This window comes from Fictibacillus phosphorivorans (assembly GCF_007673525.1).
Classification (GTDB): domain Bacteria; phylum Bacillota; class Bacilli; order Bacillales; family Fictibacillaceae; genus Fictibacillus; species Fictibacillus phosphorivorans_C.
Map to the genome: position 1 here is coordinate 2,531,005 of NZ_VDZU01000001.1, position 14,766 is coordinate 2,545,770.

At 38.4% G+C, this 14,766-nt stretch carries 15 protein-coding genes; 4 read left to right on the forward strand and 11 right to left on the reverse strand.

The genetic code is table 11. The features are described from left to right. Window positions 1-31: 31 nt before the first annotated feature. Window positions 32-1,009 carry an alpha-ketoacid dehydrogenase subunit beta gene (locus FS458_RS12620; RefSeq protein WP_144701024.1) on the reverse strand — a complete coding sequence of 326 codons (978 nt, stop codon included), beginning with the start codon at window positions 1,007-1,009 and terminating at the stop codon, window positions 32-34. Window position 1,010: 1 nt separating this feature from the next. Beyond that, window positions 1,011-2,093, reverse strand: a complete 1,083-nt coding sequence (gene pdhA / locus FS458_RS12625) for a pyruvate dehydrogenase (acetyl-transferring) E1 component subunit alpha (protein WP_066393280.1) — start codon at window positions 2,091-2,093, stop codon at window positions 1,011-1,013. A gap of 554 nt (window positions 2,094-2,647) precedes the next feature. Between pdhA and def the strand changes: the two genes are divergently transcribed. After that, complete coding sequence (gene def, locus FS458_RS12630) at window positions 2,648-3,199, forward strand: peptide deformylase (RefSeq protein WP_144701026.1); 552 nt, start codon at window positions 2,648-2,650, stop codon at window positions 3,197-3,199. 108 nt (window positions 3,200-3,307) lie between these two features. Here the strand turns inward: def and FS458_RS12635 are convergent, their stop codons facing one another. Together FS458_RS12635 and FS458_RS12640 are read right to left on the reverse strand one after the other, a co-directional pair. Then, a complete protein-coding gene (locus FS458_RS12635) occupies window positions 3,308-4,741 on the reverse strand; it encodes a carbon starvation CstA family protein (protein ID WP_144701028.1) in 1,434 nt (477 codons plus the stop codon). 77 nt (window positions 4,742-4,818) lie between these two features. Next, the gene (locus FS458_RS12640) at window positions 4,819-5,730 is read right to left on the reverse strand and encodes a DMT family transporter (RefSeq protein WP_144701029.1); all 912 of its coding nucleotides are present in this window, start codon (window positions 5,728-5,730) and stop codon (window positions 4,819-4,821) included. 374 nt (window positions 5,731-6,104) lie between these two features. Here FS458_RS12640 and FS458_RS12645 point away from each other — a divergent pair, with 374 nt between their 5' ends. Next, the gene (locus tag FS458_RS12645) at window positions 6,105-6,314 is read left to right on the forward strand and encodes a DNA-dependent RNA polymerase subunit epsilon (RefSeq protein WP_144701031.1); all 210 of its coding nucleotides are present in this window, start codon (window positions 6,105-6,107) and stop codon (window positions 6,312-6,314) included. 3 nt (window positions 6,315-6,317) lie between these two features. After that, window positions 6,318-7,988 (forward strand): ribonuclease J1, encoded by a 1,671-nt coding sequence (gene rnjA, locus FS458_RS12650; RefSeq protein WP_137789794.1) that lies wholly within the window; start codon window positions 6,318-6,320, stop codon window positions 7,986-7,988. Window positions 7,989-8,031: 43 nt separating this feature from the next. Here the strand turns inward: rnjA and FS458_RS12655 are convergent, their stop codons facing one another. Further along, window positions 8,032-8,697 (reverse strand): potassium channel family protein, encoded by a 666-nt coding sequence (locus FS458_RS12655; protein ID WP_137789795.1) that lies wholly within the window; start codon window positions 8,695-8,697, stop codon window positions 8,032-8,034. 176 nt (window positions 8,698-8,873) lie between these two features. After that, the gene (locus FS458_RS12660) at window positions 8,874-9,416 is read right to left on the reverse strand and encodes a peroxiredoxin (protein ID WP_066393264.1); all 543 of its coding nucleotides are present in this window, start codon (window positions 9,414-9,416) and stop codon (window positions 8,874-8,876) included. Between the two features lie 253 nt (window positions 9,417-9,669). On the opposite strand from FS458_RS12660, the gene FS458_RS12665 reads away from it, so the two are divergent. Beyond that, on the forward strand, window positions 9,670-9,873 hold the full coding sequence (locus FS458_RS12665) for a ChaB family protein (RefSeq protein ID WP_144701033.1): 204 nt from the start codon (window positions 9,670-9,672) through the stop codon (window positions 9,871-9,873). A 7-nt stretch (window positions 9,874-9,880) separates the two neighbouring features. Here the strand turns inward: FS458_RS12665 and FS458_RS12670 are convergent, their stop codons facing one another. From FS458_RS12670 to FS458_RS12690, 5 genes are all read right to left on the reverse strand, one after another. Beyond that, window positions 9,881-11,200, reverse strand: a complete 1,320-nt coding sequence (locus tag FS458_RS12670) for a hemolysin family protein (protein WP_144701035.1) — start codon at window positions 11,198-11,200, stop codon at window positions 9,881-9,883. A 116-nt stretch (window positions 11,201-11,316) separates the two neighbouring features. Further along, the gene (locus FS458_RS12675) at window positions 11,317-11,562 is read right to left on the reverse strand and encodes a YkuS family protein (protein ID WP_137789798.1); all 246 of its coding nucleotides are present in this window, start codon (window positions 11,560-11,562) and stop codon (window positions 11,317-11,319) included. A 292-nt stretch (window positions 11,563-11,854) separates the two neighbouring features. Beyond that, window positions 11,855-12,979 (reverse strand): N-acetyldiaminopimelate deacetylase, encoded by a 1,125-nt coding sequence (locus FS458_RS12680; protein ID WP_144701037.1) that lies wholly within the window; start codon window positions 12,977-12,979, stop codon window positions 11,855-11,857. Window positions 12,980-13,003: 24 nt separating this feature from the next. Next, the gene (gene dapD / locus FS458_RS12685; protein ID WP_144701039.1) at window positions 13,004-13,720 is read right to left on the reverse strand and encodes a 2,3,4,5-tetrahydropyridine-2,6-dicarboxylate N-acetyltransferase; all 717 of its coding nucleotides are present in this window, start codon (window positions 13,718-13,720) and stop codon (window positions 13,004-13,006) included. Between the two features lie 69 nt (window positions 13,721-13,789). Beyond that, window positions 13,790-14,659, reverse strand: a complete 870-nt coding sequence (locus tag FS458_RS12690; RefSeq protein WP_144701041.1) for a LysR family transcriptional regulator — start codon at window positions 14,657-14,659, stop codon at window positions 13,790-13,792. Window positions 14,660-14,766 lie beyond the last annotated feature (107 nt).

The following is a 14,766-nucleotide window of genomic DNA, read 5'->3' on the forward strand; positions in this document are numbered from 1 at the left end:
GACGTCTCTTTCAGCTAACATTCATTTTTTCTTAGAAGTTGTAGACTTTCTTTGCTTTATCTACAATATCACGATGATCTGGAATCCAAACATCTTCGGCAGAAGCATACGGGAACACTGTATCTGGTGCAGTCACACGCAATACAGGTGCTTCTAAGTGAAGGATTGCACGGTCGTTGATTTCAGCTACAACGAACGCCCCAATACCAGCTTGTTTTTGTGCTTCTTGCACGACAATTGCTCGACCTGTTTTTTCAACAGACGCCATAATCGTTTCGATATCAAGCGGGCTAATCGTACGAAGGTCGATCACTTCAGCAGAGATGCCTTCTTTTTCCAATTCTTCAGCAGCTTTTAATGAAGCGTGAACCATAGCACCGTAAGTAATGATAGAAACATCCTTACCTTCACGTTTCACATCTGCTTTACCAAGTTCGATCGTGTATTCTTCCTCTGGTACTTCGCCACGGAAAGAACGGTATAGTTTCATATGCTCTAGATAAACTACTGGATCGTTATCACGAATCGCAGAGATTAATAGACCTTTTGCGTCATATGGAGTTGAAGGAATAACAACTTTGATACCAGGAGTTTGGTACATTAAACCTTCAAGGCTGTCTGCATGAAGCTCAGGTGTTTTAACGCCTCCACCAAATGGTGAACGAATCGTTACTGGAGAAGTATAAACTCCGCCTGAACGGTATCTCATACGACCCATTTGTGCAGCAACTGAATCAAATACTTCAAATACGAAACCAAAGAATTGAATCTCCATTACTGGACGGAAACCTGTAAGCCCTAGACCTATTGCAAGTCCCCCAATTCCAGACTCAGCTAGCGGAGTATCAAAAACGCGATCTTCTCCAAATTCTTTTTGAAGTCCTTCAGTAGCACGGAATACTCCACCGTTTTGGCCTACATCTTCACCGAAAACAAGAACTTGTTCATTGCTTTTTAATTCATTACGCATAGCGTCTGTAATTGCTTGAATCATAGTCATTTGAGCCATATTATTTCGACTCCTTTGCTGTGTATTCTTCTAACTGCTCACGAAGGTTGAACGGAAGGTCTTCGAACATGAAGCCGATAAGGTCAGTAACCTTTTGCTTAGGCGCTCCGTCTGCTTTCTTGATCGCAGCTTTAATATCTTCTTTTGCTTCTTCTACAACTTTGTTTTCTTGCTCTTCAGACCAAAGGTTCTTCTTCTCTAAGAACTTACGGAAACGAACAAGTGGATCTTTCTTTTCCCATTCATTATCAAGATCTTTTGTACGGTAACGAGTAGGATCATCTCCTGCCATCGTATGTGGCCCGTAACGATAAGTAAGAGTTTCAATCAATGTAGGACCTTCACCAGAAACTGCACGCTCGCGAGCTTGTTGAGTCGCTGCATAAACGGCAAGAACATCCATTCCATCAACTTGAATTCCTTCAATACCAGCTGCAACTGCTTTTTGAGCGATCGTTTTTGCTGCAGATTGCTTTTCAACTGGAACTGAGATCGCAAAACGGTTGTTTTGAACAACAAAGATCGTATTAGCTCGGTATGCTCCTGCAAAGTTTAATCCTTCGTAGAAGTCACCTTGTGATGCTCCACCGTCACCAGTGTAAGTGATACATACGTTCTTTTTGCCTTGTTTCTTAAGTCCAAAACCAACACCAGCCGCTTGAATGATTTGAGCGCCGATGATGATTTGAGGCATCAATACGTTTACACCTTCAGGAATCTGTCCACCTTGGAAGTGTCCGCGAGACCATAAGAATGCTTGTGTTAATGGGAAGCCGTGGAAAACCATTTGAGGGATATCACGGTATCCTGGAAGAATCCAGTCTTCTTTATCTAAAGCATAGTGAGTTCCAAGCATAGAAGCTTCTTGTCCTGCTACTGGAGCATAGAATCCAAGACGCCCTTGTCTGTTTAAAGAGATAGCACGCTGATCCCAAATTCGAGTGTAAACCATGCGGCGCATTAGTTCTTGCAGATCTTCATCAGACAAATTCGGCATTGCCGATTCGTTAACAACTTCTCCGTCTTCAGAAAGAATCTGGAACGTTTCAAATTGATCTTGAACTGCATCAATTGTTTTCGTCATGAAAAGTCACCTCTTCCTTTCTTTTACCCTGTCAATTTTCCCTAATCTTAAAAACATGCACATATTTAACAGGTTGCCCAAAGTGAAACATTTTTAAGACAGGTTTATATTATTAAAAGGCTTTTAGGTATGCCTTTGTGTACCCACCTGAAGTTTTCCCTTGTAATCAAGAGCTAAACCATCTTGCGGCATCCTAACTGTATTACTATTCAACATATCTAGAGTAACACAACAATCCTTTTCACGTAAATTAGTTTACACCACTGCTCATACACAGTCAATCTATAGGTTGCATATAGTTATCACATATTTACGAGCCTGTTCATCAATCGTTTATCCAGTCTCATTAACCTAACTGTTTCATATTAATTTTTCCGCTGTATTAGTCGTTTTCAGCTTATATTTCATAACTGTAGACTACCTTACAATAAAAGATTGAACTATAATATTGCCTAAAATATTTTATTTCCGTTCTTTTTTATTAAAAATCCTCTATGTTATGATAAGAGGAAATTAAATTAACTTAAAAGTATATCGGCACGGAGGTTTTGCTTGTGTTAACAATGAAAGATGTAATAAGAGAAGGTCACCCAACACTTAGGGAAAAAGCGGTCGAAGTACCTTATCCATTCTCAGATGAAGACATTAAAACAGCGAATCAACTTCTTGAATTTGTAAAGAACAGCCAAGATCCAGAGATTGCAGCAAAATATAATTTAAGACCCGGTATCGGAATTGCTGCTCCTCAAATTGGAATCTCAAAACGAATCTTTGCTTTTCATGTTTCTGATGAAAATGGGAATTTATACAGTTATGCACTGTTAAATCCAAAAATCATTAGTCATTCAGTTCAGATGACTTATTTAGACGGAGGAGAAGGGTGCTTATCTGTAGACAGAGAAGTACCTGGACTTGTACCTCGATATGCTAAAGTTACGGTAAAAGGATTCACACCTGACGGTTCAGAAGTGAATTTGAAATTAAAAGGACTTCCTGGTATATGTTTTCAACATGAACTCGATCATTTAGACGGCATCATGTTCTTTGACCGAATCAATGAAAAACAGCCCTTTGAACCTCCTGCAAACTCTGTTGTAATAAGATAACGATCAACAAAAAACTCACTAATCTGTTCTTCCAGCTTAGTGAGTTTTTTTTATTCTTTGACGCACGTTTTTCTATTTAATTGTACGATTTTATCTAAGGAACCTCATTTAAGCTACATCGCGATCATCATCAACGAGCATTGCTTCTTCGTCGCTTGGTTTACTTCGCACGAACAAGAAAGTTGCTATTACAGTTGTTATTGCTGCAATCGTATAAGCTATTCCGTTTGAGAGACCGAGACCGATTGGAGCGTTACAAATGTAAGTAACAGTCACCATCGTCATAAAAATAGCGGGCAACGTAGCGATCCAATGATTCTTTTTCGATCTTTTTAAATACATAGCTCCTACCCAAAGAGCTAGCATAGCCGTTGATTGGTTAGCCCATGAAAAATAACGCCATAGTAATGTAAAGTCAATCTTCGTTAATAAAAATGAAATAACGAACATAGGTATAGCAATCCAAAGTCTAGAAGATAGTTTCTTTTGCCCGATGTTGAAGTAATCAGCTAGTATCATTCTGGCACTTCGGAATGAAGTATCTCCTGAAGTGATTGGTAGAATGATGACACCAATTACCGCAAGCGTTCCTCCAATTGCTCCAAGCATCGTTACTGACACTTCACTAACAACTGCAGCAGGTCCACCTTCTGCAATAATGCCTGATAATGATTTTCCATCGAATAAACTCATTGCAGCTGCTGCCCAGATCATAGCAATAACAGCTTCTGCTATCATCATGCCATAGAAAATTTTTCTTCCTTCTTTTTCATTTTTAGTCGTTCGTGAAATAATAGGCGATTGTGTAGCGTGAAATCCTGAAAGTGCTCCACATGAAATGGTCAAGAATAAGAGTGGGAAAATGGGTACGTTATCGGGATGCATATTCTCAAATGAGAGTTCTGGAATCGGTGCGCCTGTAACTACTAATCCCCCACCTATTCCAATTGCACTAATTACGAGCAACGCACCAAAGACTGGATAGACTCTCCCAATAATCTTATCGATTGGTAAGAGCGTAGCAAGAATATAATAAACAAAGATTAATCCAATAATGAGACTTAAACTTACCCAATCTCCCGTAAGATCATGAATTAGCGCTGCTGGAGCACTAACAAAAACTGTTCCTACTAATAATAAAAGAAGAAGAGTAAAACCATTTACAACATGTCTCATCGCATTTCCTAAAAACTTACCCGCGAGTTGTGGTAAATGCGCCCCTCGATTTCGAATAGAAATCATTCCAGTTAAATAATCATGAACAGCACCTGCAAATATTGCTCCAAGTACGATCCAAAGAAACGCTACCGGACCATATAATGCACCCATGATAGGTCCAAAAATCGGACCTACTCCTGCAATATTCAATAACTGAATAAGAGAGTTCGTTTTTGTACCCATCGGGACATAATCAATTCCATCTTCTTGTGCATAAGCAGGTGTCTTTCTTTCCTGCTTTACTCCAAACACTCTTTCAACGTACTTTCCATACGTAAAATAACCAATGACTAATAATACAATTGAAACTAAGAATGTAATCAACCAGATTCCCCCTCGCGTTGTATACGCTTACATTCTACACGAAACAAAAAAAACACTCAATTTTAAATTGAATGTTTTTAAGCTGTTCTATCACGTTCCAGGTGTAAAACGTCCTTTTTCTTCTTTTTCTTCCCTGTTAGATAGACACCTATAAAAATAAGCAGCAAACCCCAGAATGCACTTGAGTGTATTTGTTCATCTAACAAGACGCTACCCCACATTACGGCAGATACAGGCACTAGGTAAGTGACTAGTGTAGCAAACTCGGCTGAACCAGCAGAGATCATATAATAATATAGCAAGTATGCAATTCCTGAACCAAAAACTCCGAGACCGATAAGGGATGATAATATAGTGTAATTAATAGGATTTTCAGGCATTGTCCAACTCTCCGTCAATAACATCATGAGAGCACTTAGAAGCATACCTGCAAATAATGTGGAAGAAGCCGTGATCCAAACCGTTGTATTCTGAAGATGTTTTTTTGCGTATTGTGAACTATATCCATAGCAACACGTAGCTACGAGCATCAAAACAATCCCTAAGCCCAACTGATTCTTAGTCAACCCAGGAGCATCAATGTCCATTAACAATAAAATACCCATAAAACCGACGAGTACCCCAGCCCATTGTTTCCATTGCAATGATATGGAGAAAAAGAAAACACCCATCATTGATGTCCAGATCGGAGTAGTAGCATTTAATATAGCCGTATACCCGCTATCTAAAAAAGTTTCGCTCCAAGCAATCAGTCCCCAAGGTAGACCAGCATTCAAAAAACCTACAAGAAGCAACTTTTTTACGGGAAGTGCTTTCCAGTGAACTGCTTGCTTGCTAATCATAAACAAAGGAACGATTGTCAATATTCCTAGCAAACAACGAATAAATACAATCTGCCATGGATCAAAAATACCAAGTAAAACTTTTATAAATAAGAAAGACATTCCCCATATCAAACTTAAAACAAAGAGGGCAGAATATAATTTCATTGGTTAACCCCTTCTCATATAAAATATAAAAAATGTAACAATTTCCCTCTAAAAATATCGATTCAACTACACATACTAGTAATAAAAAGAGCCGTGGAGGGTAATAAATGAAGATGAGAACGCGCTTATTAAAAAAGTTAAGGAAATGGGTAAAACAACAAAATAATAACGGAAAACTAATTCTTAACTAAGTTAAGTTTTTCGATTAACTAACGTCATTATATAGGATAAACCCTAGAGCTTAACAGTTATTATTTTTATATTTTTGTGGTTTTCCAACGATGCATTATGAAAAAACATGAAAAACATGTCACTTTCCTTTATAATAGGACGAAGAAACTCAAAAACTACAGACCGGTAAGGAGACATGAAATATGATTTTCAAAGTATTTTTTCAAACTAGCTTAACAGAGGTTCCTGTTCGTGAACACACTCAAACAGTATACGTAGAAGCTGAAACGATTAACGACGTACGTAAAAAGCTTGCTGACCGCAAATACAACATTGAATACATACAAGAAATTAACGGTAAATTTCTAGAGTATGAAAAAGACACGAATTCATTGGAATTGGAGAATGTATAATTTATGAAATTTGTAAAAAATCATCAAGCCGCCGTATTTGCGCTAGGCGGTCTAGGAGAAATCGGTAAAAATACGTATGCCGTTCAATTTCAAGATGAGATCATCCTTATTGATGCAGGAATTAAATTTCCTGAAGATGAACTTTTAGGGATTGATTACGTAATTCCAGATTATACGTATCTTGTGAAAAACGAAGAAAAGATCAAAGGTTTATTTATTACTCATGGACATGAGGATCACATTGGAGGTATTCCTTATCTTCTAAGACAAGTGAACATTCCAATCTATGGAGGTAAACTTGCACTTGCTCTGATCAAGAACAAATTAGAAGAACACGGTTTGCTGCGACGTGCACAGTTACATGAAATCACTGAGGATGATGTGATCAAATTCCGTAAAACATCTGTAAGCTTCTTTAGAACTACTCACAGTATTCCAGATTCTTATGGACTTGTAGTGAAAACGCCACCAGGAAACATCGTTCACACTGGTGACTTTAAATTTGATTTCACGCCTGTTGGTGAACCTGCGAACTTAACAAAGATGGCAGAGATCGGAAAAGAAGGTGTACTCTGCTTACTTTCTGATTCAACAAATAGTGAGGTTCCTGGGTTTACACTTTCAGAAAGACGTGTCGGAGAAAGCATTCAAGACATTTTCAGAAAAATGGAAGGCCGAGTGATCTTCGCTACATTTGCTTCAAACATTCATAGATTGCAGCAAGTCGTTGAAGCTTCTGTAGCAAACAATAGAAAAATTGCTGTGTTTGGCCGCAGTATGGATTCTGCCATTACAGTTGGACAAGAGCTCGGCTTTATTAAAGCACCTAAGAATACGTTTGTTGATGCAAATCAGATCAACCGTCTGCCTGATAACCAAGTTACGATTCTATGTACAGGAAGCCAAGGTGAACCAATGGCCGCTCTCTCAAGAATCGCTAACGGAACACATAGACAGATTCAAATCATTCCTGGAGATACAGTTGTCTTCTCATCCTCACCTATTCCAGGTAACGCATTAAGCGTTAGTAAGACGATCAATCAGTTGTTCCGTGCAGGTGCAGAAGTGATTCATGGTTCATTAAATGATATCCATACATCGGGTCATGGTGGGCAGCAAGAACAAAAGCTTATGTTACGTCTTATGAAGCCTAAGTTCTTTATGCCGATTCATGGTGAATATCGAATGCTTAAGATGCACACGAAACTTGCTTCTGATTGCGATGTTCCTTCTCAGAATTCATTTGTAATGGATAATGGCGAAGTTTTAGCTCTTTCTCATAACGAGGCGATGGTAGCAGGAAAGATTCCTTCCGGTTCTGTCTATGTCGATGGAAGTGGAATTGGTGATATCGGAAACATAGTTCTTCGAGATCGTAAAATTCTTTCAGAAGAAGGTCTAGTAGTCGTTGTCGTAAGTATGGACATGAAAGAATTTAGAATTGAAGCAGGACCTGATATTATTTCAAGAGGGTTTGTTTATATGCGTGAGTCTGGAGACTTAATTCACGATGCTCAAAGTCTTCTTAGCAAACATTTAGAAACGATTATGAACGAGAAAAGAACCACACAGTGGTCTGAGATCAAGAATGAAATAACAGATACATTAGCACCTTTCTTATATGAAAAAACGAAGAGACGCCCAATGATTCTTCCAATCATCATGGAGATTTAGTTTCATAATAAAAACCGTTCCCTGTTCAAGGGTAACGGTTTTTTTATTCTTCATTTGCCATTTGTTTTTCTAAGCGATTGATGTCTTTATCTCCACCGATTACGATCAATACATCTCCTTGATGAATGTTCTGGTCAGCCTGTGGAGAAACGAATATGTCTTTTCCTCGTTTAACTGCCACAACGTTACAACCATACTTAGCCCGTATATCTAACTCGATCAAGGACTTATTGTTCATCTTTTTAGTTGCGACCAATTCAACGATGCTATGTTCATCGGATAGTTCTAAATAATCAAGAACGTTGTTCGAGACGATTTGATGAGCAATTCTAACACCCATATCACGCTCTGGATGAATGATTTTATCTGCTCCGATCTTTCTTAAGACCTTTTCATGATAATCATTTTGTGCTTTAACCGTAATCTTTTCTACACCCATCTCTTTTAGAATCAGTGTTGTAAGAATAGACGATTGCAGGTTGTCACCAATCGCCACCACAACATGCTGAAAGTTTCTGATTCCAAGACTTTTCAATACACCTTCATCTGTAGAATCGGCAATTACAGCGTGCGTAACAACGTTGGAAAACTCATTTACTCGATCTTCATCGATATCGATCGCTAGGACTTCCATTCCTTGATCGGCCAATGCTTTACACATACTACCGCCGAAACGACCTAGTCCGATTACAGCATATTGCTTTTTCAAAGTCCATCACTCCAATCTTTCGCGGCATAGCCTTATTTTACCACATTATTTGAAAATCAATATCTAACTAATACCTCTTATGTAAAATTCACAGAATATGTTCGCGTTTTCATTAGTAATTACAAAAATAACCCAAGAACAACGTCTTGGGTTATAAAATGTACGCTATTTGACGATTAAAGAGTCTTTTGACCAGGCTTCCAGTTTGCTGGGCAAAGTCCACCTGTTTGAAGTGCTTGAAGAACACGTAATGTTTCATCAACATCACGGCCAATGTTGTTATGGTTAACAACAGAGTACATTAATTCACCCTCAGGAGAGATGATGAATAAACCGCGAAGAGCAATACCCTCTTCTTCGATTAGTACACCGTAATCACGAGCTACAGTGTGGTTAGTATCAGCTGCTAGAGAATATTTTAACTCACCTAGACCATTCATGTCACGTGGCGTGTTGATCCAAGCTTTGTGAGTGTGGATTGTATCTGTAGAAACACCAATTACATCAGCATCTAAATCTTCGAACTCGTCAAAACGGTCGCTAAGTGATGTGATTTCTGTAGGACAAACGAAAGTGAAGTCCATTGGATAGAAGAAAAGAACAGTCCACTTGTCATTCTTCATGTTTTCTTCTAAGCTAACTTTTCCAAATTCTTTGTTTGGTAATACTGCATCCATTTCAAATCTAGGTGCTTGTTTTGCTACCATACGTTCTGCCATAGGTGAAAATCCCTCCAAAAAAAACTGTTTTATTTACATGGGTAATTATAGTACAGTCCTTATTTTTAGTCAATGTTAAATAATAATTAATTTAAATAAGGAAAGCTGTTCCCACGTCTTAATTTCTCCTTAATCATAGCAACTTAAACTAAAAATGTGAAATTATCCGCTCATTTCAGATTCTATGCATTCTCAATAAAGAGTTTATATTGAGGATTTCACGGGAACTCTTAGTTCTATAGGAGGGATTCATATGCCGTATAATTCACTTAAAGATCTGCCTGAGGGGGTAAGAGATCACCTTCCTCATCACGGTCAGGAAATATATAAAGAAGCTTTCAATTCTGCACTTGAAGAATACAAAGAAGAAGAGACAGCTCATAAGGTAGCATGGAGCGCAGTAAAACATAAATATGAAAAAACAGAAAATGGACAATGGAAAAGTAAAGACTCCTAAACGATGTTCAGGAGTCTTTATTCGTATCGACATTATTTTCTTCTGATATCTTTTCAATTCCGATTTTTTTAATCTGTCTGCCATCTAGCTCTAAAATCGTAAATCGATAACTTTCGTAATTAAACGAATGGTTTGATTCTAAATCAACAGACCTTGTTAGAACCCACCCACCGATTGTATCGATTTCACTGTTATCAATATCGAGTGCAAATAATTCATTGATCTGTGAGATGAGCACTTTACCATCCACTACGGTTTGATTTTGATCGATTTGTTGAATTTCAGGTTCTTCATCAATATCAAATTCATCTCTGATCTCCCCAACGATTTCTTCTAAGATGTCTTCAACCGTAACAATTCCTGCAGTTCCTCCGTACTCGTCTACGAGCACAGCCATATGTGTCTGATCTTTTTGCATTTTGACTAATAGTTTTTGAATCGGTATAGATTCATGGACGGTAATAATGGGACGTATATAATCATTTAAGTCAAAATTTTCTTTGCTGAAATTTTCGTTAAAGAATTCTTTAATGTTTACAATCCCTACAATATGATCTTTATCATCATGCCCAACAGGATATCTCGTGAACTTTTCTTCACGCATGATCGCCATGTTTTGTTCACACGTATTTTCTAGGAATAAACAGACCATCTCTGTTCGAGGAATCATGATTTCCTTCGCTACACGGTCATCAAATTCAAAAATTCTGTTCACATAACGGTATTCTGATTGGTTGATCTCTCCACCCTGTAAACTTTCAGAAAGAATAAGACGCAACTCTTCTTCTGTATGTACTACTTCATGTTCACTAGCTGGACTTATGCCAAACACACGTGTCAAAAGGTTCGCTGATCCATTTAGTAAGAAAATAAAAGGGTACATGACCTTATAAAACAGGATAATTGGTTTTGCTGTAGCTAACGAGACCATCTCAGCTTTTTGAATCGCAACTGTTTTCGGTGCCAATTCACCTAGTACCACGTGTAAGAATGTAATTAAGAAAAAGGCGATTGAAAACGAGAGCGTGTGAGTGAGCCCTTCACTCAAACCAGCGTTTTCAAACAATGGCCTTAAAAAGATCTCAACAGTCGGTTCGCCCAACCACCCAAGTCCTAATGCTGTAATCGTTATTCCTAACTGACAGGCTGACAAATAACCGTCAAGATTTCCGATAACTTTTTGTGCAGCGATCGCTTTACTATTTCCCTCGGAAGCTAAATGGTCGATTCGCGTTCTTCGTACTTTTACGATCGCAAATTCAGTGACTACAAAAAATGCGGTTAATACGATAAGTAAAATAATCATGAGTACATTTACGATTGGCATATGGACCTCCCCATCTGCTGCTAAACAACATATATTTTTGTGATTGGTCAATTAATTCCCTGTTAAAACGTGCGTTAAACAGAAATAAAGGGGCAGCATGGCTGTCCCCAGGAGTGTTATGATTGTAATCTGCTTTCAACAGCCTGACATACTTCATCAGCTGACATGCCATGAGCATTTAATACAGAACCTTGTGTTGCTGCATTTTGAATGCCCATAACGTTCTGATCCTGTCCGGAAATTACACAGCAATCACAGCCGTTCGCGTCTTGTTCTTGACGAAGTTCTACAACATCATATCCCTTTGATCGCAAAGCATCTGATACATTTGATAACGATTGTTCTACACCAATTCTAGCCATATTCCCACCTCCTTACTTTTCTTAATGTTTCCAACTCATATTGGGAATATGTAATGAACAATGAAGTGTTGCTGTTGAGACCGTATGTCCATATATGGCGTCACGTGTCAACTCGTGGATAAATCATAAAAACTTTTGGATTGAGCACCAAAATTTGTGGATTGCGTATTAAAACTTTTGGATTGACGGTTAAAATTTATGGATTGGAGGTTAACATTCGTGGATTGAGTATCATTAGGAGACTGAAACTAGAGAAAAGAGCAAAAAAAAAACGGCCGAAGTAGCCGCTTTTCTATTTTCTATTCCCTTTGAAGATAAAATATTGAACTAACAGATCTACCGCATGTTGAATCGCTTCTTCTTGCGGCTTTAATTTTGAATGATGGAGACCGTACGGAGTATCAACTCCTAGCCAGAACATGAACCCCGGAATTTTCTCTAAGAAATATCCGTAGTCTTCCCCTGTCATAGCTTCTTTGCATTCGTATACATTCACAGTTTTTTGCTGCTTAGCGAATTCCATGAATTCTCTAGTTAAGACCGGTTCGTTATCCACTTGGCGATAATTCGAACCATAATCAATCACTGTTTCACATTCAAATCCGCGCGAAATACCTTCAACTAAAGCTTCGATCCGCTTTTTCACTTTTTCCATAGCTTCTGGTGATAAAGTTCGAATCGTGCCTTCTAACCTTGCTTTTTCAGCGATAATATTTTGTTTCGTTCCACCCGTTATCTTGCCGATCGTAACAACTGCAGAATCCAGTGGATCAATATTACGCGCAACGATCGACTGCATCTGTGTTACCAGATGGCTTGCTGCAACTACCATATCATTGCTTAAATGAGGATAAGCAGCATGGCCGCCTTTTCCGATCATATCGATGAAAAGTTCAGATGTATTCGCAAATAATAATCCTTCTTTTACAGCAATCGTGCCGACCGGATATTCCGGAGCAATGTGGAGTGCTGTGATCATGTCAGGTTGCAGCTGTTGAAACAGCTCACTCTCTCGCATCGGGAGAGCTCCACCTGGTCCTTCTTCAGCAGGCTGAAAAATAAATAACAGATGGTCATCTAAAGGGTTCTGTGCAAAATGGGACAATAAACCGATCGCAATCGTCATATGAATATCGTGTCCACAGGCATGCATCATTCCTTCATGAAGAGAAGAAAATTCATAACCTGTTTCTTCAACAATAGGCAGTCCATCCATATCTGTTCGATAAGCTATCGTTTTTGATGGATTTCTTCCGATCACTTTTACATATATGCCCGTTTCCCACGTGTGAACTTCAAGATGATTCTGAGGAAAAGTGGAGATGAGATCAAGGATATATCTCTGAGTTTTAAACTCTAAGAATCCTGGCTCCGGTATACGGTGCAAGTCTTTTCTTATCTCAAGCAACGATTTCATCTTCTCTCATCCCCTACGCTATAATTAGTCGTTTAACTGACGAAGCTCTTGTCTAATTTCTGTTTTTGATTTTGTTTTTTCATCGATTTTCTTTAGTACACGAGCAGGAGTTCCACCAACTACTGTGTATGGTTCTACGTCTTCGATCACAATGGCACCTGCAGCTACGACAGCACCTTTACCAACTGTAACACCTTCGAGAACAACTGCATTCGCTCCAATGACTACATCATCTTCTACAACAACTGGCTTTGCTGAAGGTGGTTCAATAACACCTGCTAGTACAGTTCCTGCACCGATGTGGCAGTTCTTTCCTACAGTAGCTCGTCCACCAAGTACGACGTTCATGTCGATCATCGTTCCTTCACCGATAACTGCTCCAATGTTAATAGAAGCACCCATCATGATTACGGCATTGTCACCGATCTCAACTTGGTCACGAATGATTGCACCTGGTTCAATACGAGCTTTGATGTTCTTCATATCTAACAATGGAATCGCTGAGTTGCGACGGTCATTCTCGATCACGAAGTCTTCAATGTTGCTTTCATTTGCTTTTAGAGCAGCTTCAATATCTTTCCACTCACCGAATAGGACAGCCGTGTTGCCTGAAGGGAACACTTTCGTTTCTTGGCCAAAATCGATATTTTCAAGATTTCCTTTTACATAAACTTTTACTGGTGTAGATTTTGTTGCGTTTTGGATAAATGAGATAATTTCGTTTGCATCCATCATTTTCATGTTTGGTAGTTCCTCCTTAAAAGTCATTCTGTATTGTATTAAACCACTAAATATAGAAAGATTCAAACCTTATTCATTCGTTAGTTTTCGAATCAAATCCATAAAGACATTGACTTGTTTGAGCTCCGATCCTGTGCCGTGATGAATAAGCCAAGTATCTCGTTTAATGGCATTACCCTTTTTATCTGTTAATGGGATCTTATAGATATCGTCCTCAGGCCGAAGACTGATCGATGGGAGAATCGCATAACCTATTCCATTTAGAGCCATCTGTTTACACGTTTCAATCTGGTCAACAACAATTGTTTTTTGTGGCGTCGTTTTAAAATGAGTATGCCACCAATCTTGTATTTCTTGATAATAGGTTGAGTGACTCCTAAACTGAATAAATGGTTTAGTCGTATCAGAAAGCTCGTCAATGGATGAGATCGTCGTATCGACTAAATATAAGTGGTCTGACAAAATATGTTCTTTGCTGCCTCTCCACTCTGGATTGCCTCTAACAATTCCAAGGTGTATCTTATCTTCGTAAAGGTGTTTAATGATTTCCGAACTCCAACCCGTTATTAGTGAAATATTTACATGAGGGTAGAGATTCACATACTCTTTTAGCACATGAGGTAACCAATATTGACCTATGATAGAGGCCACCGCAAGCTTTAATGTGCCGTGAACATGCTCTGAGAGAGATTGAAGTTCTTCTTTTACAAGCTCCTCTTTTTGAAGAACTTCCGTAACAAAAGCTAGAATTTTTTCTCCAGAAGGTGTTAAATTCAATCCCTTTTGAGAACGAATAAAAATAATGGTTCCCCAATTGTTCTCAATCGTTTGAAGCCTCTGACTGAGAGCAGGTTGAGATACGTATAAACGCTCAGATGCTTTCCTCATATTTAATTCTTCAGCAAGAACTTTTAATATACGAAATTCAGATAACTGCATTATTTCTCCTTTTAGCATTCATAAGTTTTTCTTATTGAAAATTATCTAATATATGTAATTTATTTTAAGTATACCTTAACATAGGATAGATATGTAAAGAGAAAATG